The 25,317-nt window shown below is 60.0% G+C and carries 23 protein-coding genes and 3 pseudogenes; 14 read left to right on the forward strand and 12 right to left on the reverse strand.

The genetic code is table 11. From position 1 onward, the window contains the following. The first annotated feature begins 11 nt into the window (after positions 1-11). The 5 genes from ACIQTZ_RS12305 to ACIQTZ_RS12325 all read left to right on the forward strand — a co-directional run bounded on the left by ACIQTZ_RS12305 (position 12) and on the right by ACIQTZ_RS12325 (position 2,627). Positions 12-470 (forward strand): cupin domain-containing protein, encoded by a 459-nt coding sequence (locus ACIQTZ_RS12305; RefSeq protein ID WP_402980979.1) that lies wholly within the window; start codon positions 12-14, stop codon positions 468-470. Then, the gene (locus ACIQTZ_RS12310; RefSeq protein ID WP_402980982.1) at positions 467-766 is read left to right on the forward strand and encodes an antibiotic biosynthesis monooxygenase family protein; all 300 of its coding nucleotides are present in this window, start codon (positions 467-469) and stop codon (positions 764-766) included. Before ACIQTZ_RS12305 ends, ACIQTZ_RS12310 begins: the two co-directional genes overlap by 4 nt. A 2-nt stretch (positions 767-768) precedes the next feature. Beyond that, positions 769-1,017, forward strand: a complete 249-nt coding sequence (locus ACIQTZ_RS12315) for a hypothetical protein (RefSeq protein WP_402980984.1) — start codon at positions 769-771, stop codon at positions 1,015-1,017. A gap of 92 nt (positions 1,018-1,109) precedes the next feature. After that, positions 1,110-1,529: a universal stress protein gene (locus ACIQTZ_RS12320; RefSeq protein ID WP_402980987.1), complete on the forward strand. Its 420-nt coding sequence runs from the start codon at positions 1,110-1,112 to the stop codon at positions 1,527-1,529. Between the two features lie 351 nt (positions 1,530-1,880). Beyond that, positions 1,881-2,627, forward strand: a complete 747-nt coding sequence (locus ACIQTZ_RS12325) for an amidohydrolase family protein (protein WP_402981129.1) — start codon at positions 1,881-1,883, stop codon at positions 2,625-2,627. A gap of 328 nt (positions 2,628-2,955) precedes the next feature. Here ACIQTZ_RS12325 and hpaB read toward each other — a convergent pair whose 3' ends face one another. The 11 genes and pseudogenes from hpaB to ACIQTZ_RS12380 all read right to left on the reverse strand — a co-directional run bounded on the left by hpaB (position 2,956) and on the right by ACIQTZ_RS12380 (position 15,483). Next, positions 2,956-4,419 carry a 4-hydroxyphenylacetate 3-monooxygenase, oxygenase component gene (hpaB, locus tag ACIQTZ_RS12330; RefSeq protein ID WP_402980990.1) on the reverse strand — a complete coding sequence of 488 codons (1,464 nt, stop codon included), beginning with the start codon at positions 4,417-4,419 and terminating at the stop codon, positions 2,956-2,958. 12 nt (positions 4,420-4,431) lie between these two features. Next, on the reverse strand, positions 4,432-4,968 hold the full coding sequence (locus ACIQTZ_RS12335) for a flavin reductase family protein (protein WP_402980993.1): 537 nt from the start codon (positions 4,966-4,968) through the stop codon (positions 4,432-4,434). A gap of 77 nt (positions 4,969-5,045) precedes the next feature. After that, a complete protein-coding gene (locus tag ACIQTZ_RS12340; protein ID WP_402980996.1) occupies positions 5,046-6,476 on the reverse strand; it encodes an aldehyde dehydrogenase family protein in 1,431 nt (476 codons plus the stop codon). A 25-nt stretch (positions 6,477-6,501) separates the two neighbouring features. Further along, entirely contained in the window at positions 6,502-7,194 is a 693-nt protein-coding gene (locus tag ACIQTZ_RS12345; protein ID WP_402980999.1) for an EthD family reductase, read from the reverse strand. Positions 7,195-7,206: 12 nt separating this feature from the next. Further along, complete coding sequence (locus tag ACIQTZ_RS12350) at positions 7,207-8,478, reverse strand: styrene monooxygenase/indole monooxygenase family protein (protein ID WP_402981002.1); 1,272 nt, start codon at positions 8,476-8,478, stop codon at positions 7,207-7,209. A 77-nt stretch (positions 8,479-8,555) separates the two neighbouring features. Then, positions 8,556-10,400, reverse strand: a complete 1,845-nt coding sequence (locus ACIQTZ_RS12355) for a LuxR C-terminal-related transcriptional regulator (protein WP_402981132.1) — start codon at positions 10,398-10,400, stop codon at positions 8,556-8,558. Between the two features lie 21 nt (positions 10,401-10,421). Further along, positions 10,422-10,895, reverse strand: a pseudogene (locus tag ACIQTZ_RS12360) (AAA family ATPase); the annotation flags it as partial. Between the two features lie 228 nt (positions 10,896-11,123). Beyond that, positions 11,124-12,518, reverse strand: coding sequence for an MFS transporter (locus ACIQTZ_RS12365; RefSeq protein ID WP_402981004.1), 1,395 nt, complete (start codon positions 12,516-12,518; stop codon positions 11,124-11,126). Between the two features lie 76 nt (positions 12,519-12,594). Further along, positions 12,595-13,833 (reverse strand): NAD(P)/FAD-dependent oxidoreductase, encoded by a 1,239-nt coding sequence (locus ACIQTZ_RS12370; RefSeq protein WP_402981007.1) that lies wholly within the window; start codon positions 13,831-13,833, stop codon positions 12,595-12,597. Positions 13,834-13,848: 15 nt separating this feature from the next. Then, complete coding sequence (locus ACIQTZ_RS12375) at positions 13,849-14,172, reverse strand: 2Fe-2S iron-sulfur cluster-binding protein (protein ID WP_402981009.1); 324 nt, start codon at positions 14,170-14,172, stop codon at positions 13,849-13,851. A 27-nt stretch (positions 14,173-14,199) separates the two neighbouring features. Next, positions 14,200-15,483 carry a cytochrome P450 gene (locus ACIQTZ_RS12380; protein ID WP_402981012.1) on the reverse strand — a complete coding sequence of 428 codons (1,284 nt, stop codon included), beginning with the start codon at positions 15,481-15,483 and terminating at the stop codon, positions 14,200-14,202. A gap of 96 nt (positions 15,484-15,579) precedes the next feature. Here ACIQTZ_RS12380 and ACIQTZ_RS12385 point away from each other — a divergent pair, with 96 nt between their 5' ends. From ACIQTZ_RS12385 to ACIQTZ_RS12395, 3 genes are all read left to right on the forward strand, one after another. After that, positions 15,580-16,497 carry a LysR substrate-binding domain-containing protein gene (locus tag ACIQTZ_RS12385; protein ID WP_402981015.1) on the forward strand — a complete coding sequence of 306 codons (918 nt, stop codon included), beginning with the start codon at positions 15,580-15,582 and terminating at the stop codon, positions 16,495-16,497. Between the two features lie 600 nt (positions 16,498-17,097). Beyond that, positions 17,098-18,315, forward strand: coding sequence for a hypothetical protein (locus ACIQTZ_RS12390; protein WP_402981018.1), 1,218 nt, complete (start codon positions 17,098-17,100; stop codon positions 18,313-18,315). A 156-nt stretch (positions 18,316-18,471) separates the two neighbouring features. After that, on the forward strand, positions 18,472-18,858 hold the full coding sequence (locus ACIQTZ_RS12395; protein WP_402981021.1) for a hypothetical protein: 387 nt from the start codon (positions 18,472-18,474) through the stop codon (positions 18,856-18,858). 53 nt (positions 18,859-18,911) lie between these two features. Here ACIQTZ_RS12395 and ACIQTZ_RS12400 read toward each other — a convergent pair whose 3' ends face one another. Next, positions 18,912-19,064 carry a hypothetical protein gene (locus ACIQTZ_RS12400; protein WP_402981144.1) on the reverse strand — a complete coding sequence of 51 codons (153 nt, stop codon included), beginning with the start codon at positions 19,062-19,064 and terminating at the stop codon, positions 18,912-18,914. On the opposite strand from ACIQTZ_RS12400, the gene ACIQTZ_RS12405 reads away from it, so the two are divergent. The 6 genes and pseudogenes from ACIQTZ_RS12405 (at position 19,002) to ACIQTZ_RS12430 (ending at position 25,026) form a co-directional block, all read left to right on the forward strand. Next, entirely contained in the window at positions 19,002-19,607 is a 606-nt protein-coding gene (locus ACIQTZ_RS12405; protein WP_402981135.1) for a trypsin-like serine protease, read from the forward strand. The genes ACIQTZ_RS12400 and ACIQTZ_RS12405 overlap by 63 nt on opposite strands. A 750-nt stretch (positions 19,608-20,357) precedes the next feature. Next, positions 20,358-20,791: pseudogene (locus ACIQTZ_RS12410) on the forward strand (transposase); the annotation flags it as partial. Positions 20,792-20,800: 9 nt separating this feature from the next. Next, positions 20,801-21,430: a transposase gene (locus ACIQTZ_RS12415; protein ID WP_402981138.1), complete on the forward strand. Its 630-nt coding sequence runs from the start codon at positions 20,801-20,803 to the stop codon at positions 21,428-21,430. A gap of 346 nt (positions 21,431-21,776) precedes the next feature. Beyond that, a complete protein-coding gene (locus ACIQTZ_RS12420) occupies positions 21,777-23,180 on the forward strand; it encodes a DUF6421 family protein (protein WP_402981024.1) in 1,404 nt (467 codons plus the stop codon). 459 nt (positions 23,181-23,639) lie between these two features. Next, entirely contained in the window at positions 23,640-23,933 is a 294-nt protein-coding gene (locus ACIQTZ_RS12425; protein WP_402981027.1) for a hypothetical protein, read from the forward strand. A gap of 8 nt (positions 23,934-23,941) precedes the next feature. Further along, positions 23,942-25,026 (forward strand): annotated as a pseudogene (locus ACIQTZ_RS12430) (threonine aldolase family protein). Positions 25,027-25,317 lie beyond the last annotated feature (291 nt).

Consider the following 25,317-nt stretch of genomic DNA (forward strand, 5'->3'; position numbering starts at 1 on the left):
GGAACCCCACCATGACCCGAATCCCCACCTCCATTTCCTCCCTGGACGCGGTGATCCTCCGCCCCAAGGACCTGCCCCGCAAAGACCGCGGCAACGGTGCCTCCACCGTGCCCCTGGTCGGCTCCCACCTCGGTGCGACCTCGTTCCTGAACGGCATCACCACCTTCGCCCCGGGAGCTGCGATCGGGCACCACTCCCACAACTGCGTCGAATCGGTGATGGTCATCGAAGGCACCGCCTACGTGGACATCGACGGCACCGAACACTACCTGGACACCTACGACACCACGTTCGTGCCCGGCAACATCATCCACCGGTTCCGGAACGCCTCCGAGACCGAAGAGATGAAGATTTTCTGGACCTACGCCTCGATCGACGCGACCCGCACCATGGCCGGCACCACCGACCGCAACCGCATCGACGAAGAACAAGCCACCCAGCCACCCGCTACGGAAGGAGCCACCGCGTGATCACCGAATACGCGACCCTCACCATCAAACCCGGTTCCGAAGCAGACTTCGAAACAGCAGCAGCCCAAGCAGCGCCTTTCTTCCAGAAGGCGCCCGGGGCGTTGAGCATGCGCATCGAGCGGACCATCGAAACCCCCAACGAATACACCCTCATCGTGCAGTGGGAAACCCTCGAACACCACATCGTGGGGTTCCGCGAATCCGCCCAATTCCAGCAATGGCGCGAACTCGCCGGACCACACTTCGCCGCACCACCACAGGTCAAACACACCCAACACACCTACCTGGGATTCTGATCGTGCTGACAAACACATGCGAAGGAGTCGCGGCCATTCTGCTGCCAACCGGCCGGGTTGTCCGGGATTGGGGAGAGCTGGCCGTGGACTCGTGGGTTGATGTCGTCGCCGATTCGGAACCGCTCACCCATGCCCGGGTCGACGCCAAAACAGAGGATGGGTCCATCCTGTGGCTGGTTGAGGCGGGCACCGGCAGACGGACGCTTCGTCTAAAGACCGATCCTCTGGTGCTCTACCGCACCAGCCACTAATCCAGCAGGGGATGTCAGGGGCCGGATGCCCCCTGACATCCCTTGCTTTGTCACGTCCCTAGACCATCAAAGCCTTCACCCCCAGGAGCATCATGACCATCGTCGCCGGATACGTCCCCACCCAGGAAGGTGCCGCAGCTCTGGACTACGCCATGGCGCAGGCCAAGAAGACCAACAGCCTTCTCGTAGTGATCAACTCTTCCCGCGGCACAGCTCTTGTTGACCGAAACTACGCAAGTCCCGAAGACGTCGAGAACGTCGAGGAACGACTTGCCGCGGAGGGAATCGAACACCTGGTACTGCAGCCGGTCCGTGGACGGGACGCCACCGATGAAGTGCTGGACGCAGCACAAACCCACAATGCAGACCTGATCATCATCGGCATGCGCAGACGCACCCCCTTCGGCAAGCTCATCATGGGAAGCACCGCCCAGAGAATCCTCCTCGAAGCAGACTGCCCGGTCATCGCCGTCAAAGCAGGTTGGCACGCCAACTCATCCCGTGAGGTGTGAACCAAGCGTTCACAGGACAAACCCCGGGCGTACGCACCTGCCCGTGGCGATCACGGAAAAGCAACGTCCCCTACGGATCAACAACTCAAAGGAGAGCCAAGATTCAGCGCGCGCCCAGAAACCCCGAACCAGCCGCGACGGGATGGTCCATCCCTAGGCGCACCATCGTCAAGGGCCTCGTCACCGGCGCCGCTCTCGCAACTCTCGGCCCCGCCACCGCCCAAGCAAGCGAGGCCCTGGAAGCACCCTTCTCGGCAGGAACAGGGCGGCACGCTACAGGGTTCCCGGACAGGCCACGGAAAGCCACAAGCACATCTACGACGCAGAGAGGTTCCCCTCCCCGTTCCCTCGATCTGCACCCCTCCCCAAGCGACCGTGGCCGACTACCGCCGCCTGCAACAACGCATCGGAACCAAACGGACGGTCGTGGTAACCCTGTCAAACTACGGCACTGACAATCGGTGCACATTGGACGCCATCGACCAGCTCGGCCTCCGCAGTGCACGAGGTGTCGCCGTCATCGACGAAAGCTTCACAACTGCCCAACTGAAGGACCTGGACCAAGCAGGCATCAGAGGTATCCGCTTCAACCTCACCCGACCCGGCGGAGCCGGAGCCGAGCTCATCCGACCCCTTGCCACGCGAATCGCACCCCTCGGCTGGCACGTGCAGATCCACATGACTGCCGAAGGAATTCTCGAAAACCTCTACAACCTCAGCGACCTGCCCACCGACCTCGTTATCGATCACATGGGCAGGTTACCCGGCACGGCAGGAACAACCCATCCCAGCTACGAAGCGATCACGCGGCTCATCGACCAAGGCAAAACCTGGGTGAAACTCTCCGGCGTCTATCACGAATCCCACGACGGACCGCCTGCCTACACAGACCGGGCAGCCATCGGAACCGCCTTCGCCCGGTACGCTCCCGAACGCATGCTCTGGGGCAGCGACTGGCCCCACCCCACAGCATCCAGAGGTGAAGTCCCCATGCCCGACGACGCCGCCATGCTCGACATGTTCGCAACCTGGGTCCCCAAACTGCAGGACCGCAAACGCATCCTCGTCGACAACCCAGATAGGCTGTACCGCTTCTGATGCATGAGCGGCGTCAATACCAACAAGCGATTCGACGATGGCCCGGTCGAGCTCCAGCGGACAACGTCCCTCTGCCAAGTCCAAGGTCAGTTCGGCTTTGACGTGCGGTATGCGCCTACCGACAGGATCCCCGACACTGGTTGCCGGCCACCGCGGACCGGCTAACCGGTGCGATTCGAGATGTTCCGTGCACTGGCCGACGAAAGCTGCTGAACGGCACAACTGCTGTCTTGGCCGTAAAGCGGAAGGTCATTCGTTCTCGAGTTCGATGTTCTATAACGCAAACGAATGTAGTCAAGTGAATGGATCCAGCGGGTGCCCGACGGGACTAATTCTCTTGAGGGATGGTGAGACTTTTTTGAAAATTTTCTCGGGCCGGGCCTAGGTCGTAGGCCGATACGAGGGCCTCAGCCAGGCGGACGGGGTCACCGAAGAAGAAATATTCGTAGAGGCCTTGGCGACCGGCAAATCCTGAGACCGAGGCGTCTAGGGCAACTTTCATGAGCTGTGCGCGTGATTTTGCATCGAGCGTTGAGGACTGGAGGTAGGTCTCTAGGTGCCCGCTGCCATCTCCAGCGAAGTCGGCTTCTGACGGCAGAGCCATGAGACCGGATGCCGAAAGCTTGCGGACAAGCTCACTCAATCGTGGCGCCACCTGCGTGGGAAACCAGTTTCGTGCCGCGTTCAGCGCATTCCATTCCGGAAGGAATATCCCGTCATCGCTGACATCGCCTTTGGCCTCGGCGGCGTGAATCAGTGCCTTTTGAATCTCGACGTAGGTGATGAGCTCGGCCAAGTCTTGTTGGACATGCTGGAAGCCCCCTATACCGATAGAGTCGGCAACACTTGCCGCCAGCCCTAGGTAGAATTCCGTTTTTACGAGCGTTCGAATGGCTACTTGATGGGTCATCAGCTGCCCGGCCCCTGTGGCGGTGTAGAAGGTGTTACACAGCTGCGGATCGCCCAAAAGAAAGATGCGGTCGTTAGGCACGAACACATCGTCAAAAACGACCACGCCGTCGGGCTCGTCAAACTGTGAAGCGAGCGGTTCATCGAAATGGCTCCGCCCGTAAGACAAGGGCGCCCGGCAGTAGAACTTGAGACCGGGCGTATCGCAGGGGATGGCGAAGGCAAAAGAGTAGGCTGCATCTTCTGGGGTGTTTCGCAGGACCGTGGATGGGAAGACGAGTAACTCATCGGCAATGGGTGCGATGGTGGCCAGCATGCGGGCTCCGCGGACGATGATTCCATCCTCACGTTCATCGACTACGCGTGCGGCAAGACGACCGTCGCCTTGTTGGGCTGCTGGTACTGCCCTATTCACCTGGGGTGGGATCAGAGAGTGCGCGGCAAGTAAGTCGTTCTCCCGCATGTATTCGACATATTTCTTAAGGCGCTCACCGAAAATGGGGTCAGCCTTGCTGAAGAAAGCCTCTGCTGCTTCGAGGGCAGTCAGACACGAGTTCATGTAATCCCCGGTCCGACCAAGAAAGCCATGCGACATTCTCGCTTGGAGTTCCATGCCCTTACGCCGACGAACCAGTTCCTCTCGTGACCTTGGCGCCAAAAAGGAGACCGGAACTGCGTCTCCAGTGGATGGGGATGCGAAGGTTAGGGTTTCCCGGATAGCCGTTTCGTGCTGCATATCGTATAGACGCCCGTAGGTGCGGGTAATGCCCCGGAATGAGGGGTGGTCTGCGATAGGGCCACCGATCCTCTCGCCATCTATATAGACCGCCGGAGTGGTCTGGTTGAGCCTATCGATATAATCTTTGCCTGTTCGCGCTGGCATGTGATTCCGTTCCTAGAAAAGTGACTCGAGGCCGCGGACGGTCTCGAGGATCGAGGTGAATTGGCCGTTGACGAAACCGAGCGCGTCACCGTTGCGGTAGCCGAAGTCCTGCACTTCACCAATGAACAGCGTGTGGTCGCCGCCGTCATAGCTCGCCCAAGGCGTGCATTCGAACCAGCTCAGGACGCCAGCGAGGCGTGGGGCGCGTTCACCTTCGATCCAGGTTGGCTCCAAGGACGGGCGGCCAGCGAACTGCAAGGCCAGAGCCTGCTGTTCTGCTCCCAGAATATTGATGGTGTACGGGCGTGAGCCGATCAGATCGTGCGATCTAACGGTACGTTGGAGCGAGACTAGGACGAGTGGGGGGTCCATGGAGACTGATGTGAATGAGTTGACGGTGATGCCATGGCGTTGACCCTCGCCTGTGCCCTCAGTGTGGAACGTGATGATGGCGACGCCGGTGGCGAACCTGCTCAGGGAGCCGCGGAACAGATGAGTGGGAGGCCTGTAAAGCCGGGAGTCGGGCTTGAATGCCGGTTGAAGAGTCATGAGTGCGTCCTGATGAATGGTGGGTTGTGGCGGATCCAGGCAAGGTCATGCTCGCGTCATTTCCTGCCTATCGCCGTTCAGTAACTGATGACTTTCGGCCGCGATACGGCCTTAAGTCCGTCGATGCCGAATTCGAGGCCGTACCCGGATCCCTTGATACCGCCGAAAGGTACGAGAGGGTGGGGAGCTGCGTGCTGGTTAATCCACACTGTCCCGGCTTCGAGCCGGTTCGCCACGGCTTTGGCTGCGTCGAGATCGGCGCTCCATACGGATGCTGCCAGCCCCTGCGGGAGTGCGTTGGCCAGTTCGATGGCGTGGTTGAGATCGGCGTACTTGATGACCGGGAGTACAGGGCCGAATTGCTCCTCCTTGACGAGGGACATGTCGTCCGTGACGTCTGCGACGATGGTCGGTTCGAAGAAGAGTGGACCAAGGTCGGGAGCCGGGTGGCCTCCGGCGGCGATCCGCGCCCCCCGTTCACGGGCGTCCCTCACCAAATTCGCGACGATGTCGAATTGGCGATGGTTCTGAAGTGGTCCCAGAACGTTATTTTCTTCAAGGCCTGGCCCCATGGGCGTTGTTGAGGCGATGGAGGCCAATCGTTCGACCACTTCGTCGTAGATACGCTCATGCACGTACAGCCGTTTGATGGCTGCGCATGTTTGACCGGTATTGACAAAGGCGCCCCAGAACAGGACTTCTGCGATTTGCTCAGGATCCACGTCGGGGAGAACGATGGCAGGGTCGTTGCCTCCGAGTTCAAGTGTCATACGTGCGAGATTTCCTGCCGATGCCTCCACGATCCGTCGGCCCGTGGCCGTCGAACCTGTGAACATAATTTTGGCTAGACCTGGATCGGTGGCCAGTTCAGCTCCGAGCTCCGGACCACCCGCGACGGCGGTCAGCACGTCGCGGGGCAGGAACCGGTTCATCACCGAAACCAACGCAGCAACGCTCAGGGGGGTGTACTCCGAGGGTTTAATTACGACAGCATTGCCAGCCTTCAAAGCCGGCGCTATCTGCCAGACCGCAATCATCACAGGCCAGTTCCAGGGGGTGATGGCAGCAACTACACCAAGCGCGTCGTACTTCAGGTATGCCGCCTTGCCTCCGTCCTCGAATAGGAGCTCATCCTTAAGTTCCAGCGCGGCTGTCGCGCGAAGCCAGGCTGTCGCTGCACCGATTTCAAATCGGGCGTTTGGGCCGTTGAGTGGCTTTCCGGTCTCCCGGGAGAGCAACACGGCAAGGCGTTCGCTTTCGGCTTCGATGGCGTCCGCTATTTTGAGGATGATCGCGTTCCGATGCCCTGCCCCCGCAGCTTCCCACGCCCGCTGGGCCAGTGCGGCTGCGGCGACGGCCTCGCGTGCGTCGCCCGATTTGGCGGGGGTAATCCAGGCAATCGTCTCACGGGTCGCAGCGTCGGGGATGGGAATGGATCCGGGGTGCTCTGTGGGGCTGACTCCCCTGATTTCGGCAAGTATGTCTGTTACAGGGACGACGGTTGTCATGACTTATTCCTTTCGCTGTTGGGGTTTATCGCGACTCTTCTTTGGAGACTGACTGAAGCTGGGATTTGAGGTTTTCTTGGTCGTAGAGGGCGATCGTCCAATCAATCAGGCCCATCGCGTCGAACTGAAGTATGTCGGATCCGAAAAAGCGGAGCGCTCCTGCGCCGCCGGTCGCTTCCCAGAACGCAACTCCAGTGCGGCCGTTGCTTTGCACTGTGACCGGTTCGAGATGTAAGTCAGGGATCGCGCTGAACAGGGCAGACAAGTGCACCCGGAGCTCGTCCCCGCCTATCGCTGTGTTGGTTACCGGATCGCTGTAGCGGCCGCCAACAGCAAAGAAGGAAAGGATAGCGTCGATGTCGTGGGCGTTCCAGGCAGCCAGGTAGGCCTCGACCGCCGCAGAGGCTCGATCGAATTTTGCTGTTTCGCCGACCAAAACGACGGCACCGCCGGTCGCGTAATTGGCCACGTCCTGTGCCACGGCTGTCCCTTGGGGTGAGGCAAGGGCCGCGCCCAGGGCATCGGCGTCGTCGAAGTCTGCCCTGAAGTACGCAAAGGTTTCGCTTGGCGCCCCGCCCGGGGAGTGCAGTTCGAGTGCGAATTCGGAGGAGAGCATCTCCGGCAGATCTCGGGTCAGCGGAAGGTGTGTGTTCTTGTAGTAGCTGCTGAATGCCGTTGGATCCTTTGGCGCACCGTAGAGCACAAATAGTGATTTCATGGTGGCCTCCGGCTAAGTCAGCGAATTTGCGAATTGAGCGGTCATGGCGGTGCGAGATTTCGCTCGGTGCACAGCTGATTCAGTAAAGCGTCGGGCGCTCTCGGGATCGAAGAAGAAATTGGGCAGGTCCCTTGGATCGTTGAATGCGCCGGAGAATCGATGACCGATCTCTTCCAACTCGGCTGCTGCCCCGAGCAGTTGCACTGCGTGCTCCGGCCACTGCCCCATGAGGGCGTTGGTGAACAAAGTCGGCCATTGGGCGTACGCCCAGAACTTTTCGAACGTTTGCTCCATCCACTCGGCGTCAAAGGTCCCGTCGCTGTTTTCCCTGATGGCGCGGTGGATGATGTCGGCAGCCTCGCTGGCGCTGTTCGCTCCTTGACCGGTGCAGGGATCATTGAGCACGACGACGTCTGCGATGCCCATTAACTGCCGCCCCGAGGTGAGGGTGAGCACTGGCCTGCGAACCATTGGAGGCACTCCGCCCGTCAGCCAGGCGTTTGCATCGGCAATACGGGCCTGGGCGTGGCGCTCCACTTCCCACGGAAAGAAGTCCCGGAAGATGCCCATGGCCGTGTCAAAGGCGGCCTCCGAGGAATCGATACCGGAGAAGCGATCCATGGGCCCCCCGGGGACGGCCTCCAGAACCCAGGTGTATGCCACCCCATTTGCCATCAGCATGGGGATTCCGAATGCTTCGCCTACGCCCGGGAGAATGTTATACAACACCCCATCAGGAGACGGGTGCTCGGCGTCGAGGACCGATAACATGAGGATCCTTCGCTGCGGGGCTCGATAGGTAAGCCGCGTCTCATCTACCTCGAACAACCGAGTAATGTCCCCCTTGCCTGCAGCGATGACAGTGAGGTCATGGTCGCTGGCAATGTCCTCGAGATCGTCCGCCCCGACAGCTCCGTAAACGACGGTGCCCCCGCGGTTCTCAAATTCCTGGAGCCATGTTGCGAACTTTAGCCGTTGATCAATAGCCTGGCCGTGGCGGGCAAACCGGCCGTCGAAGGCCACCACGGTTGCCCCGCTGCCATCACCGATGCGCACGAAGGTGTGGTCGATGAGCGGTTTTTGTCCCTCCCAGAAATTGAGTCCCAGTTCGCGTTCCCGATCCAGACCGCGGCTAAAAACTGAATTACTTGAGGGCAGTCTCGAACCGGCAAAATCCTCTGGACGCTTGTCCGAGTAGATCGTGACTTTGTCGCCGTCCTGCAGGAGAGCGAATCCCAGCTGCAGGCCCGAGTGTCCTGCTCCGATGATCCCGACATTGACCATGAGTAACCTCCTTGTTACATCGCCCGTGTGGCTCAAACAAGGTTCCCAAGGACGGCGTGGAGGCGTCTCCCGTAGAACTACGGAAGTTTCGAAATTGTTCGCGTTTGGCGTGCGAGGACTGCTGCGACCTGCGCCCTTGAACGCAAGCCAAATTTCCGCAAGACTCCTTCGACGTGGCTTTCAACTGTCCGCGGTGAGAGCACCAGTTCCGCTGCGATTTCCTTGTTTGACTTACCTTCACCAAGAAGCTCAGCCACCTCCGCCTCGCGAGACGTCAGTTTCGCATTTTTGCGAGGATCCGTGAACGTCGGATGCGTCCCGTCCAACGAGATACATAGGTAGTCAATAGCCTCATCAAGGGTCAATTCATTGCCTTGGATGAATTCCGGAGTTTCTTCACCGGCAGGGTTCAGTGGTTTGACCACGGCTTCAATACGCTCCCCAAAAGCTGAGAGCGCAACTCCTGCCTCTGCCCATAAACGTGCCAGGATGCCGTCGGCAACCCGGCGGTGCGATGGATCGGCAATGAGGTTCCTCGCCACGGCAGCCACCAGGGCGGTACCTAACCGGTCGCTCAGAATTTGTTTCTGGCGCAACCCGGCCATGGCCAGTTCTGCAGCTGTTTTTTGGTCGTGGTCCTGAAGGGCGGCCACACTACCGGCCCAGATCGCGTACGACTGCCCCCAGAGGTCTCCCACTTCCGCACTGCGTTGGAGCGCCCTGGTCATGAGATCCTTGGCGTGGGCGCTCTCGCCCAGCAGCGCTGCCACCAGGATGGCCTGGAACAAGGTCATGAGTTGGCCTTCCGGATCGTTCCGGCGGTCATGCCGTTCCAAGGCGTCGCTAAAATGGTCCTTTGCTCTCGTTAGGTCGCTTGCGAAAAGGGCAACAGTGCCTGACCACGTGGCCCACCACGCCCGTGCGCGCGAGTTCCCACCGCAGATGCTTGCGCATTCCTGCAGATGTTTTTGTGCACTTTCTCGGTCTCCTGACAGGGCATCGATCCACGCCGCGGTCCACAGCAAATCCGCCCGTATTTTGCTCTCGTTGACAAGCCGTTCCAGCGTGGTGTTCAACCAGCGGCGCCCCGTGGCGATGGCCCCGCCCATTGTCCAGAGATATCGGAGACCGGTTACGAGCATAGCCGCTTCGGGTACAGTAACCTGCTGCCGGATGCATTCGTCCCAAGCGTCGGAAAAGTCGCTGAACTGTACACGCAACCGCTTGACAACTGCGCTCTGTTCACCGGCCCAGAACTTTTCTTCCAGCTGTTGTGCTTCCTGGATGAAGTGGCGCCGGTGCCGTTCGCGGAAGACAGCACGCTCGGACCCGTTCAGGAGGACACGGGCGAACTCAGCGGTGGTCAAAGGCATCCTGAACCATACGTTGTCGTCGCGGGTGACACCGATGACGGCTTTGCCCACCAGCCCGTCCAGGGCCAGTTCCAAGGCCGGAGAGCAAACGTCGGGCCCCACGACAGCCCGGACAGCCTCGATGCCAGTTGGTGCCGAGAAGACGGACATAGCATCCCACACGGATCGTTCCACGTCCGTGCACATTTGCCGGCTCCAGGCGATGACTTCATGAAGGCCCCGGTGCCTGTCGGGAGCCGAAGGATCTCCTTGGGCCAATACGTCAAATAGACCTGTGGCCCTGAGATGGCTGAGTATATGCCTCGCCGTCATTGTTCGTGCCCGCGCGGCGGCTAGTTCAATACTGAGGGGCAGCCCGTCCAACCGCCGGCAAAGCAGGCCGATGGCCTCAGCTTCGTGGTTGTCCACTGCGAAGCCAGGCGCGCACGCCGAGGCGCGTTCAATGAAGAGCTTCGCGGCCGCGTATCGATGGACCGTAACGGAATCAACGATCGCGTCTTCCGGGGGCACCTCCAGTGGGCTCAATGAGAAGGTGAGTTCGCTGGTCATGGTTAGTGGCGCCCTGCTCGTCACGAGGATCCGTGTCCGCGGTGCACCTTCGAGGATTTCACGGATGATGGAGGTTAAGGGTCTGGCATCCTGTTCGCAATTGTCGAGAACGAGCAGGCAGTCCCGATCACGCAGTGCGCTGAGGAGGTCGGACCGTGCGCTACGTCCTTGCCCCCCAGGCAGGCTCAGCGCCGCGACGATTTTCTCCGCAGGATCCTGCGAGGATGGTTGAGAGTAGAGATCCACGAAGTAGATATCATCGGCGAACTGCCGTGCATACTCGCGGGCCGACTCCACGGCTAGCCTGGTTTTCCCTACCCCGCCGTATCCGACTATTGATACGAGTCGGCTTCGACGCCCGATAGCCTCGAGAACCGCTGCCACCTCGGCATCACGGCCAATGAAGCTCGTGGAACTGCTAGGTAGGTCTTTCGGAACGCTCCCAGCGTTCAGTCCTAGATAGTTACGCCGTGCTTCTGCGTTGTCTTCTACCATTTTGCAACCCCAGCCAGGTGTTCCGTCCCACTCCGGCTCGAGATCTTTGGAACCGGAACTTCTCTAATTTAAGACCTTGACCACCCAGTGGCTCGCACGGCGAAGAATCCTGCCCCGATGCTGGTTGGCCAACCGCAGCCATTCTTCTCCATATCAACCATAGGTGGTCCAGCGGCCGGGTGCCGGGCAACAAGAGTCGGCGACGCAGCTTTTCGGTCTTGAGACCGGTTAGTGTCCCCATGAGGCAGCGGTCGTCTCAGGTTTGGTCGATGCCTCCTTATGAAAAATAGTGCTTCCTGTTTCCTGCTGGGTCTGGTTGCGGATGGAGAGGTCGATGCCGGACCGGTCCTTGACGACGGCGGTGGCCAGGATGGAGATTAGGGTCATGCCGATGAGGTAGAAGGATACGGCCTCTGTCCCGCCGGTTGCCTGGACCAGCGCGGTGGCGATGGTGGGAGCGAAGGCGCCGCCGAGGATCGCCCCCAGAGCGTAGGAGATGGAGACGCCGGAGAAGCGTACTGAGGCGGGGAACATTTCGGAGTAGAGGGCTGCTTGTGGTCCGTAAGCCAGGCCCAGGCCCAAGGTGAAGATGGTCAGCGCGATGTAGAGCATGGCGAGGGAGCCGGTGTTGATCAACCAGAAGAGCGGGAGGCAGGTGATCAGCTGTGCTCCGAACCCGATGAAGTAGGTGTTTTTGCGCCCGATGCGGTCGGCGAGGTAGCCGGCCAGGTAGGTGAAGAGGAGCCAGACCGCCGAGCCGTACGCTACAGCGACAAGCACGTCGGTGCGTTCCAAGCCAACAGCCTTGCTGGTGGCGTAGCTGGGGATGAATCCTCCGGTGGCCATGTATCCGGCCGCGTTGTTGCCTGCGAAGATCAGCGCCGCGATGATAACCAGCAGTCCATGCCGTCGGAAAAGCTCGACGACAGGAACCTTGGGCTGCTTTTTGGCCGCCGCGATTTCCTGGAATACGGGAGATTCATCTACGGCACGGCGCACGAAGTAACCCACTGCGATGAGCACAACGCTGAGCAGGAAAGGCACCCGCCATCCCCATTCCAGGAAGGCGGCCCCGGGGGAGATCCATCCGGTCATGACGGCGGTGACACCCGAGGCCAGCAGCAGGCCCAGGGGGACGCCGAGTTGGGGAAAAGCGCCGGCTCGGCCGCGCCGGTCGCGGGGAGCGTGTTCGACGGCCATGAGCACCGCACCTCCCCATTCACCCCCGGCAGAGATGCCTTGGAGGATGCGCAGTAGGAGCAGCAGAACCGGCGCTGCTGCCCCGGCTGCGGCATAGGTGGGCAGCACGCCGATAAGGGTCGTCGCGGCACCCATCATGATTAGGGTCAGGACCAGCATGGCCCTGCGGCCGATTTTGTCGCCGTAGTGGCCTGCAAGGAAGGCCCCCAGTGGACGGAAGAGGAAGCTAACGCCAACTGAGGCGAAGGCCAGGAGCAGGCCGATGGATTCTCCGGCCGGCTCGAAGAACAGCTTCGCGAAGACAAGGCCGGCTGCGGTGGCGTAGATGAAGAAGTCGTACCATTCGACGGTCGTGCCGATGATCGTTGCGAAGGCAACGCGCCGCTGGTTTACGGTGCTGGTGTGATTCTGACTGCTGCTCATGGTTCTCCAGGGTGAGCGGGTTGCCCTGCCGCGTCGTTGCGACAGGGGTACTTCCAGAAAAAGCGCGGTGTGGTGCTCAGGCGGCCAGCTGGCCGGCCGACGCGGCGGCCGACTTGAGCGAGAAGCCTTCGCTCTCTGCCTGGGCGCGGGTGATTCTGGCGCCGGCAGTGAGAAGCTTGCGGGCCGCTATGTGGTCGGCCGGCATGTTCACTGATTCCACAGCGGCCATCACGCCGTCGCGGAAGCAGAGGATCGAGAACTTTGCTGCGTCCTGGTCTCCCAGAACCAGGGTGTCGTCACCGGTTCCGGCGATGCCGGCCATCTGCAGCCTGTACGGTCCCTGGGTGGACCAGAACCAGGGCAGAGCAGTGTAGGTGTCGGAGCCGCCCAGAATGGTGCGGGCGGCGTGGCGTCCGTGATCCGTGGCGTTTTGTACGGATTCGAGTCGGGTTTGTGCCCCGGTGTGGATGTTAGGGAAGTTGGCGCAGTCACCGACTGCCAGGACGCGTGGATCGGAAGTTCTCAAGGTAGCGTCCACAAGAATCCCGTTATTGGTTTCGAGGCCGCTTTCCGCTGCCAAGGCGTCGTTGGGAAGTACTCCGACGCCCACAACGACCAGGTCGGCCGGGTAGTGTTGTCCGGTGGTCGAGACCGCGGCCATAACGTGCCCCTCGGGGTCTGATTCAAACCGGTCGATGCCTTCGGAAAGCCGGAGATTGACGCCCAACGCGGTGTGGGCACCGATAAACCATTCACTCATCCCGGGTGTCAGGGCCCGGCCCATGGGCCTGGGGGCGAACTCAAGGACTGTGACGGAACAGCCGTGGGTGCGCGCGGCCACGGCGAATTCCAGACCGATGAAGCCGGCGCCGATGACAACGACGTTCCGGGCCTGGCTCAAGGCACTGTTCAGGTGTTCGGCGTCGGAGAGTGTCCGTAGGCCGTGAATTCCCTGTAGCGCAGCCCCCGGGCAGCCCAGTTCCCGGTTGCGCGCCCCGGTAGCGAAAACGAGGTGCTCGTAAGGCACTTCCTGCTGGTCGTTCAGAACGACGCGGCGGCTGGTGCGGTCAACTGCACTCACTGAGACTCCTGAAAGAAGGCGGATGCCTTTCTCCGTGAAGAATGCTTCCCCGCGAAGGGGAAGCGGCAGGGGCTCTTTGCCCGGGGTGAGGTAGTCCTTGGATAGCGGAGGGCGCTGATAAGGCACGCCTTGTTCGTCTGCGACGAGGGTGATCGGCCCGTCGAAGCCTTCGCTGCGCAGCGAGTCAGCGACTTGCAGACCAGCCTGGCCCGCTCCAATGATGACGACATTCATGATGGTTCCCTTCGTCTAGAGCTGGTCTGCCGGTACGTCGACGACGATTCCGGACAGCTCATCTCCGAGCGTGATCTGGCAGCCCAATCGTGACCGCTCAGTTCTTTCGGCGGTGGTGCAGTCGAGCATTTCTTCTTCGTCATCGCCCATCTCGGGCAGTGCTGCGGCGAACTGGGGGCGGACGTATACGTGGCACGTGGCACACATCGCTTGGCCGCCGCATTCGCCGACGATTCCGTCGACGCCATTGCTTACGGCGGCCCGCATCAGGGTGGTACCGGCGCTGACGTCCAGGGTGCGGGCGGTCCCGTCTGGTTGGGTGAAAGTTACAGAGGCCATGGGAAGCTCCTTTGAAGTTGAAGAGGTTTAGTTCCAGGTCACGGGCAGGCTGGTGAGGCCGCGGAACACCCACCCGGACCATGCCTCCGCGCGTCGGGTGTCCGTACGCAGGCCGGGGAACCTTTCGTAGGCTTTCGGGACGGCGATCTGGCCGATGGAAGTTTTCGCGGCCCAGTGGCCGGCACACAGGTGGACGCCGCTCCCGAAGGCCAGGTGTGGCTTCTTGGCGCGGTTGATGTCGAAAGCGTCGGCTGTGCTCCCGAACTGGCTTTCGTCACGGTTGGCCGAGCCAACGACAACGCCGATGCCGGCCCCGGCGGGAAGCGGCACTCCCTCGAGCACGGTTGCCTGGGTTGTTTCGCGGGGATACATGCCGATCGGTGAGACGAAGCGGACGGCTTCATCGAACACGGCAGCCCAGCCCGCCGGCTCAGCCAGCACTTGCTCGCGTTGATCCGGATGGTTGCTCAAAGCCCACACCATGTTGGTCACCATGTGCTGTGGCTCGTTCATGCCTCCGGAGATGGTCAGCTTGACGTTGGCGGCTACGTTAGCCGCAGGCAGGCCGCTGTTGGCCAAGGCAGAGATCATGGAGGCGTCAGGATTTTGCCTGTAGTACGGGATAAGCTCCGCCAACAGCGCGTCGCTTTCCTGGATCGCACTGTCGCAGCGTGCCCAGATCTCCGGGTCGTCCAGTACGTTGCCCATTCCGGCGATGAAGTCATGGGACCACCGGCGGACCTGTTCAACGGTGACGTCTTTCAAGCCCAACAAGTCGCTGAGGTTCTTCGAAGCCAGCGGAGCCGCATAATCCCGGTTCAAGTCCGCCAGATCCGGGCCCATGTCTTCCAACGCATCAAGGTAGGTGTCGGCGTTACGGGCAAAAACTGCCCCCCAAGCGTCCTTGATATTCTTAGGCCGCAGGACCGGGTTGATCGGCGCCCGGTCAGCGGCATGGTCCGGGTCGTCCTTGCGAAGCATGGGCTGCGCCCCGATGGCCCGGTTCATGGTGGCGCCCGAGACGTTGGCGCTGAAGACGGTCTGGTCCTGCTCAACTTCGTGGCAGCCCGCGTAGCCAGTCACCAGGAACTTATTCAGCCGGGGAACCCATGCGACCGGTGATTCCCGCCGGAGCCGCTCATAGGTGGGATACGGATCCACCATCATCGCGTCCACGTCTATCCAATCCGCCACGGGGACTCCACCGGGCAGGGCGTGAACGGAAGTGGCACCGATTGCTGTGGTGGGGCGTGGGTTGTCGCTGTCAGCGTGGTGGTACGGGCACTGTCCGGCTTCAGACATCGTCGTCATGGCTTTCTCCTACTGCATTGGTGTAACCAGTGTCACCGCCCGCCTTTTCCTAGTAAAGTGCGAATAATTGCACAACTTCATCGAAAAGATAGGAGAATGATGCCGAGGTTTACCTTGCGGCAGTTGGAACTGTTCGCCGTCCTTCCCGATCATGCGACCCTCGGATCGGCAGCGAAGGAACTCCACATCTCGGAATCCGCCCTCTCCCACGCCCTCACGGAGCTGGAGACAGCCGTCGGAGAGCAGCTTTGCGTCCGCCGCAAGGCGCGAGGTCTTCACGTGACCCCCACCGGAAGGCACTTCGCCGCCAGGGCCAGGGAAATCCTGAAAGCTGCCGACACCCTCGTAGCCGACCTTGCCGAGTTCAGTGGCGAACTCAAGGGCCCCTTGGCCCTGGGCTGCTACACGGGACTGGCCAGCAACGTACTTCCCGCCGTGCTGGAGGGCATGAACAGACTCCATCCTGGAGTGGAAATCAGCATCAGCGTCGGAGACCATTCCGACCTGCTCCCCGCGCTGGAAAAGGGAGCGCTGGACACCGCCATCGTCTACGACATCGGGTTACCACCGGGCCTTCAGCGACGGGTGATCTACGAAACAGAGGTCATGGCAGTCCTGGCCGAAACAGACCCCTTGGCAGGGGGCCAGGATGTGGACTTGGCCGACCTTGCAGCCCAACCACTCATAATGTTGGACACCGCCCCCAGTACCGGCTACACACAGCTGATGTTTGCCCAGCGCGGGCTGACGCCCCAGCTCAAAGCCGTAGTTCCGCAAATTGACTTGGTCAGGGCAATGGTCGGCCGCGGACTCGGCTACAGCCTTCTGATGTCCCGACCCAACCAGATTCCCATCTCCAGCGAAGGCATCAACATAGCGACCAGACGCCTTCGCCCCCGCGCAGGCCTCACCTCAGTCGTAGCCGTCTGGCCCTCAGACATCAAACTCACGGCACGGGCCCAAGCAGCCCTCGATTACGCCGTCGACGTACTCGAAGCAGTCGAGCCCCACTGACACCCGTTCCGATTCTCGGGTACGAGCCAGCTGGAAGTGCCAGTTGGCTGCCGGCTATCAAGAACGAATGGAACGGTCACCAGTAGCTCTGAGGTAGCTGACCTGCCCGAAAGCCGATAACCGTGATTCCGTCAAGCTGGGGGCGTCGCGTGTTCAGGTTCCCCGGGGACTGCGGATGAGCTGCGGGCCTTGTGGCTGGCTTAGTTGTTGGTTTGTTGGTGGCTGTGGGTGATGCGGTTCCGGCCTTGGGATTTTTCCTGCGGCCATGGCCTCGAGTTCGGTGTCTGTTCCTGCGTGGGCGGTGATCATGATGATCAGGGCAGGGCAGACCACGGAGAGTCCTCGGGCGAACCGCCGCCCACCTCACCAAACCTTTCAAACCCTCCGACCTCCGAAAACTTGTCGACCGGATGTGCCCGTAAAACGCTGCGGACAGGTCTAGCTCAAGGCACCGGCGAAGCGCCCTGGTACGGGCCCAGCGAGACTTCAACGCTGGCTCATGCTGAAGGCCAACTGAATGACAAACCTCATCGAACATTTCCGGGGCTCCGGACCGGTGGCTGAACGATAAGTACTGGAGTTTCTCAAAACGGAAAACCTGTGTTTGACTACTACACATCAACTTTTGGGGGAAAATTGAGAAAAATTCTGCTGCCAGCAGCAACCATCGGATCCATTATTTTGTCCACTTTGGTGAGCGTACCTGCGGCTCAAGCCGCCGACGACTTGGTTGCAAGTGGTATCCTTCGTGATTCTTCGGGAAATGCCGTGGAAGCTGGTCAAGAAGTTTCTCTTCTTGCTTGGCCCCGAGCTGAAACCCAAAAAAACGCCAAAACAGGCGAAAAGCTCAAACTCAATGTTGTTGCGACCTCAGTAACTGATGACAAGGGCAGGTTTAGCCTTACGGTCAATGATGATCGGGCCGTCAAGCTAGCGACATCGGAGAACGGACACGTGGACTTTTCCATATCTTCGTCTGCTCGAAATGGCGAATCGTATTGGTACAGCTTTGACAAGAAGTTAGCGTCGGAAGTTGGCGAGAGCGCTGAAGTTGCGCGTCAGAATCTCCAGTCACGCCAAAAGACGCGGTTCCTTGATTTGGCACCGTTGACCTCGGCCGGGAGCGCTGCTCCTGCTGTTCCAAGTGACGTCGCCTCGGAGAGTCTCGCTTTGAAGGCCGCCGCCAATTGCACGTCGGCGAAGGTGCAGACTTACGCCCCTCGATGGGTAACCGTCGGCGCGTCATTCGCCCTTGGCCCTAGTTACTACACCACTGCGAACTTCAAAATGACGGCTTCCGCCAGCAGCAGCATTGGGATTGGAGTGTCGCCTACTGGCTCCTTCGGAAGCTTCTCGGCGAGCGGGGAACGTACGGTGAGCGTCTCATCTGAGAATAACTACGGAACCGTTAACCAGGGGCACAAGAAGACCTATCAAACCCAATTTGTCTTCGCGAAGTATCACGTCCGTTGTCTCACCAACCCCACGACAGGGGTTTGGACCGACAAGTATGAGGTGCGTCCAGAGTCCCACTTCGGCGGGACACAGAAGGTAGACACATCCATAACACCTGCCAAAAATTACTGCAGCGAGATCGCAGCAGAGTCATCCATTACGCGCACAGATAACAACGCGATCACCTGGACAGGTGGTGCAGCAACCCAATCAGATATTGGGATTAACCTGTCGGCGAAGACGGGCTATTCAACCAGCGCGTCGCTCACTTACTCGTCACTGGACCGCCGCCAATACTGTGGATCTCACGCGGGGCCGGGTCAGGCGAATCCGGGGCACATCATGCTCGGTGACCTCGTCTAGCTGACCAGAATCATGCGATCCAGATTGACAGCGCCTGGCGCACTTATCGTCATGGCGTGCATTATTGGAGGTTGCGCCGCTCCTGAGTCGAACGGACCCGCCGTGTTGGGTGGTGGGGCCGGCGAGATCTGCACACCCAATCACGAAGACAAGACCATGCTCATCGGAGAGCTGCTCCAAGCCTCGGACGCCTCGACGGTAAGGCTGGATGCGGCATCCCTAAAGGATGAGGAGAACGTCCACGTCAAATACGTTTGGGTGATACCACTCAAAGATACGGGCCAGTCATACATCAGCATGGGCACGCTGGAGGATTCTCAGACTGCCAGGGAATTGTGGTCCATTAAACAACCACTCAAGGACTACCAAGTACCCGCGAAAAGTGCAGTCAACGTCGTCTTCGAAATAGACATAGTTGACCCTCGAAAGGAAGCCTCAACTGCGGGAATGACGGTCAAATACTCGGATGACTCCACCACTTTCGCGACCGAAGGAAAGATGGGATACACCTTTCCGACTTCCACTTGCCTGAGTAACCAATAGTGTTTCCGTGCATGCGGCCGGTGAGGGTTGGTCTAAGCATTCTCCTATTGGCATCAGTTCCAGCAAGTCAATACACAGGTGTTGATGTACCCGTATTCGCCCAGGTAGCTCTCGTCAATCAGTCCAGTGCTTCCGAATTCCTGGTGGATGGGCAGTTCTGTGGGGGAGTACTCGTTGCCCCACACGTAGTCGTAACTGTTGATCATTGCCTAGCCGATAGAGATGTTTCAACCGTCGACGTAGTAATCGGAGTATCCAACTTGTGCTCCAACAACGCCCAATCGGAGCGGCGTGGAATTGTTGAAGTGATATATCCGAAAGCGAGCCCACATCTCGCCTACCTGCTCCTAGACGATCTGGTTGAAACCGCCCCTGCGGAGGCCCAACCAGAAGCCTTAGACGAACGAAGGGGACTAGTCGTTGGGTGGGGTCGCCTGAGTGAGACGAAGGTAGGACCATGCCTGCAGAAGAAGATCCCAATGACAATTCTGTCGCCATCAGAGTGCGCATCAGAGTTGAGAGCCCTCGGTACTGAAACCATCAAGGGGAGCGAGTACACATGCGCCGCCCCGGCCGAGCCGAGTGGGAATAACTCTTGTTTCGGAGACAGCGGAGGTGCGCTCCTAATCCATACGTCAAACCAGTGGAGTGTGAAAGCACTTACTTTGGCCGGTGAGGACTGCCTTCCTACGAGTAAGACCATACACAGAAACCTTGTAATCCCGCAGAATCTCGCAGATCTTTCCTAACCTTCCGCCTCATAGCTGGCTAAAAAAGGGCTGATACCCGCTCAGCGGATACCCCCAGCCCACCAGAGTTCAGGCACCTTTCCTGAAAAACTCTGCCGCGGGAGACTTGAGAAAATGTTCGAATCGTCGATGTACGGGAGTTGTCCGTTGTCAGTGAATCTGGCAGCGCTGACATGGGAACTGCCAGTTCTACTGACTGCGATCCAGCGCTTTGATTGACACTGGATCTGGCAGTTCCGTAAATACGTAAAGCGTCCCAGGCGGTCACATGGTCTTGGCTCCCGGCGCAGAGGCGCTCCCAGCAAAGTCACGCTGCCATATCCATTGACAAGATCACGCAAACCCGTAGGCTGCCGTGTCTTCTGACACAAAACTGCCAACTCAACTGACAGCGGACAGGGAGTTCTCGCAGCTGCTTCTACTCCCGTGGCTAAAACGCCTGTGAGGATTGCGGTGGCTGGTCTGGGATTGGCTGGCAGAGTAAGTGCAGGCCGTTCCACCTTGCGGTCGTGACTCATTAAACGCTTGGCCCCGGCGCTGTCTGGGTGTCTTGTTATCGACATGTCCGTCTGCTGGGTGGGCGGCCGGCACCTGCCCGGCCCACCTCGGTGACTTGATCAGAAGATTGTCCGCCCTGAGCGGGGGCGTGGCTCGTCACAGTGCTGTTCCGAAGTGACCTCAACCCGGACTGGTACCGGCCCGTAACGGCCCTGACCATGTCCGCGAAATGAGGAAGGAGCCAGAACCGCTATGACTATCGTTGCGTATTCCCACCCGTTTGTCGTCGGTGTCGACACCCACGCCCGGAAGCACGTCTTCGCCATCATCGCCGTGCCAAGCGGCGAACGGATCGATAACCGGGACTTCCCGGCGACCGGCGCGGGGATTAGTCGCGCCATTGCTTGGGTCGCTCGTCGTACCGACGCAGATCTGGCCACTTTGTGGGTGATCGAAGGCGCGGCTTCTTATGGTGCCGTGCTGGCTGGGGCTGTCGCCGCTGCCGGTTACCAGGTCGCCGAAGCCGCGCGCGCATGGACGCCCTTCCGCGGCGTGGCGTTGGAAAGTCGGATCCGTTGGACGCGCACAGGATCGCTTCTGCCGTTCTTGCCATGGAAGAGGACAAGCTACGCCGGCCACGGTTGAACGAGGGTGTCCGGGCGGCTTTGCGGGTCCTGGTCTGTGCACGTCATTCGATGACAACCGACAGAACCAGGACGGTGAACGCGTTGACGGCATTGCTCCGGACCCACGATTTGGGTTTGGATGCGCGCAACTCGTTGACCGGAAGCCAGATCCTGGAAGTCGCCCACTGGCGGGTCCGTGACGAACCTCTCGCGGTGCTGGTAGCCCGCTCCGAAGCCGTCAGGCTCGGCAAGCGCATCGGTGATCTTGACGCGGAAATCAAAGCACACGGTGCCCGGATCACTGAACTGGTCGAGGTCAGCGAAGCCGCACCGCTGCTTCAGGAGACCGGCTTCGGGCCAGTCACAGCAGCCATTTGTCTCACCGCATGGTCTCACCAAGGCCGGGTACGTTCCGAAGCGGCTTTCGCCTCCCTTGCCGGGGTTAATCCCATTCCCGCTTCATCAGGAAGTACGGTCCGCCACCGGCTCAACCGGGGAGGCGACAGGACCCTGAACAAAGCCCTTCACATGATTGCTCTAACGAGGATGGCGTTCGATCCAGAAACCATCGCGTACATAGCAAAACGAAAGGAAGAAGGACGAACCAAGAAGGAAATCCGTCGGTGCGTCAAACGCTACCTCGCCCGACGTATTTACCGCACGCTCAATGCCAACAGCCCGCTGCCATCTCTGCGTTGACAACCATAGAAGAGTCTGTAACCGTGACTCCGTTAACCTGTGAGGGTGGTCAGTGCCGCTGATTGTTGAGCGCATGAAGGGCGGGTGCCTTTCCCTTAGGTGATCCCGAGCCGCGGGCCATGGGCGGTGAGGGCAGTTTTGTGGGGCATTGGGAACCTTAAGCTGATTGTATGAAATGCTAGATATTCTTGCGTAATAACCATTATCTTACGAAAAGACCCAAAGAGACGGCCGATTCAAATCACTCCTAACTGAGCGTAAGACCAAGCGTTGCTTGCCCTTATGGTGATTTTCTATTAGTAACGCTTGTTCATTGTTACTTTGGTCATACATCCCAGCGGAAGGAATGACAATGTCCACTAGCGAGACCGAACCGACCATCACAGCGGAAGATCTGAGGACACAACCGGCGTGGACGACGTTGAAGTCGGCGGCGATCAAGTTGCAACAGCTTCAGATCCAGGACGGCTCCATCCCGGAAGCTTCCAACCACGAAGAGGCCCGACGGAATGTTTCCATCATCATCGCCTCGATCGAGGTATTGCGGTCATTTCTCCTTCACGACGCCGAATACTTAGACCGTTTGGTTGATGACTTCCAAAAGTGGGATGCCAGCGGCTTTGGTACGCCGGACTTCCTGGATTCCTTGGTGGCTTTTCAACCGGAACGTGCGAGGGTTAACGGTTTGCCGCACCTGGTGGTGTTTCCCATGTACACCCAGAACGGCAGCACCAACCGCCTTGTCGAAGCCGTACTGATCGAGGTCATCTGGCCTGAGTTCATCGCGGAACTCGAGGCAGGACACTATTCCAATAAACTCTTCGTCCCGATCAGCTTCGTCGACTTCACCCCCGGTTACGACACGAACTCCGCCGTGCTGTTCCCCGAAAGCGTCTCAGTGCGCAGCACCCCGTCGTTCACTTGGGGCGGCATCTTCGCTGACCGCGAAGCTGCCCGGTTCCGCCAGGTTCTACGGGCAGCAGCGGACATCACCTCCCTTGAGCTTCCAGCTGACGCCGCCGAACTCTTGGAAGATCAGCACCTGACGGAGCGGGCCTTCGTTATGTGGGATCTGATCCACGACCGGACCCACATGCGTGGGGACCTGCCGTTTGATCCGTTCATGATCAAGCAGCGGATGCCCTTCTTCCTCTATTCCCTCGAAGAACTGCGCTGCGACCTGACCGCCTTCCGTGAATCCGTCATCATCGAAAAAGACGAAAACGCCTCCGAGGGTGCCCGCAAGCACGCCAAACTCGTCCAGTACGCTGTGCTTTTCGACCGGATCTTCCGGTTCGCGATCACCGGTCCCCGAGTCCGCAACTACGACGGCCTTGGCGGACAGTTGCTGTTCGCTTGGATGCACCAGCACCGGGTCCTGCACTGGACCGACGGCAAGCTCAGCATTGATTGGAAGGATGTCGCCAGCGTTGTCGTCGAACTCGGCATCCGCATCGAAGAACTCTATTGGCGCTCGATCGACCGCCCCAAGGCTGCCCACTGGCTGGCCGCCTACGACCTCATTTCCGAAACCGTCACACCTCATCCGGCATCGGTGTGGGCTAAGGGGCCGGATGCCCTCCCACTGGATGGACCGCCCCGGGGCCTGACCGATCAAGTCCTGGATGACGAGTTCCCGCTGTCCATGTTCTACGAAGCTCTGGAGAAGAAGATGCGTGACGTCATCGCCTCCACCGAAGGCATCACGGGCCATAGCTTCCTCCAGATCCAGGAGAAGATCAGCCAGTGAGCCAGTTCCTTGATGGCCGGACCATTGTCGTCGCCGGCTCCACCAGTGCAGCCGGCCTCGCCGTGGTCCGCACCCTCTCTGACGCCGGTGCCCGCGTCGCCGCGTAGACATCGTAGAAGACCGCGTACACGAGCTCGCCGCAGCTCATGACAATGTTACCGGCTACGTCTGCAACTTCTCCGACCTGCAGTCCGTTGAAGACCTCGCCAATTCCATCCGTGTCGACCTCGGCCCGGCCGAGGGTCTGATCCACCTGGTGGGAGGGTGGCGGGGGGGAGGAAGCATACCTGACCAGAGCGATACGACTGGGAATTCCTGAACACCAGCGTTCTGACCACACTCAGGAACACCAGCCGGGCGTTCTACAGCGACCTGCTGGCCGCGCCCGCTGGACGCCTCGCCATCGTCTCTGCGCAGTCCGCGTCTGCACCCACCGCCGACGGTGCCGCGTACGCTGCCGTGAAATCGGCGGCGGAGGCCTGGACGCTGGCCGTGGCCGACGGTTTCCGCAGGAAACTGCCCGGAGACGGGACCATCGAGACGAAACAGCGCGCAGCGGCGTTGATCTTTATCGTGAAGGCGCTCGTGGACGACCGGATGAGTGCCGCGCAACCCGGTCGAAAGTTCCCAGGGTTCACCGATGTCTCTGTTCTAGCCGAAGCTGTTGAACTGATCTTCGCAGTGGAAGCTGACAAGCTTAATGGGCTACGCCTTCCACTGAAGGCTGGCCAACCGTTGGTGGCCTTGTCGTGAGCGTTCACTTGGACAGCACAGAGCAGTTCACTGATGCCGGCAGGCTCCACAACCCGGACTACAGAGGTTTTGCCTCCGACAATTACGCCGGAGCCCACCCCGAAATCATCGACGCCGTTCAGGTCGCCAACGGGGGGCACGTCACCGCTTATAGCGAAGACATCTATACCCGACGGCTACAGCAGGTCATACGGGGCACTTCGGATCCGGCGTCACCGCGTACACGGTATTTAATGGAACGGGAGCGAACGTCCTGGCTCTTCAGGCCCTCCTGCCTAGGTGGGGCGCTGTGATCTGCGCGGCAACGGGCCCACATCAACACCGATGAGAACGGAGCCCCGGAACGGGTCGGCGGCATCAAACTGCTTTCCGTCCCCTCTCCGGACGGGAAACTCACTCAGGATCTGAACGACGCCCAGGCATGGGGATGGGGCGATGAGCACAGGGCCCCACCGCTGGTCGTCTCCATCACTCAGACCACAGAGCTGGGGACCTGCTACACCCCTGAGGAGATTACCAGGATCGCCGACCACGCCCATGCCCGGGGAATGAAGTTGCACTTAGACGGGGCCAGGCTGGCTAACGCTGCGGCATACCTTGGCTTGCCCCTGAAGGCGTTCACCACTGATTCAGAAGTGGACGTGCTCTCCTTCGGTGGCACCAAGAACGGTCTCCTGTTCGGCGAAGCTGTCCTCTGGATCGGATCAAAATCTGACCCGGGAATGAACTACTTGCGCAAATTGAATATGCAATTGCCCTCCAAGATGCGATTCGTCTCAGCCCAGCTCATCGCCCTCCTATCCGGAGACTCTGGCTGGACTCTGCAGGACACGCCAACGAGATGGCGCAGTTGCTGCGCTCCGGTATTCAAGACATCGACGGCATCACCTGCACTCAGCTGACCCAGTCCAATGCTGTCTTCGCCACCCTCCCGCCAGGGGCGGCGGACCTGGTACGGCAGTCCTTCCGTTTTTACGACTGGGGTCATAGCCGCGGTGAGGTGCGCGGGATGTGTTCCTGGGACACTACTGAGACCGATGTCGAGCAGTTGGTGGCAGCCGTGAGGCGCGCTGTCGATACCACCGCCGGATGAAGAGCTTCTAATTCCCGCAGAAACCGGCCAGGGAAGAGCCTTTTCAGTTCCCTGGCCGGCTTCCGCGTGCCGCAGTCAGAACTGTTGACGGCTTTTGCTCCCGCCAGGACATTCACATTTGGGTCTTCAACTTTGCAGCCGTCCCTCGACTGGTCTGAAATGATACGAAGGTCGGCGTACGGCAGGCTGGTATCTGGAAACAAGTGGGCGGACTCCTCGTTGGGTTTTCGTTGGGGGTGTTTCCTGAGAAGGGGAACCGAGCAGATGCCTTGAGGGTCGTGCTCCTAGGGG

The organism is Paenarthrobacter sp. NPDC090520, from assembly GCF_044769205.1.
Lineage (GTDB): Bacteria > Actinomycetota > Actinomycetes > Actinomycetales > Micrococcaceae > Arthrobacter.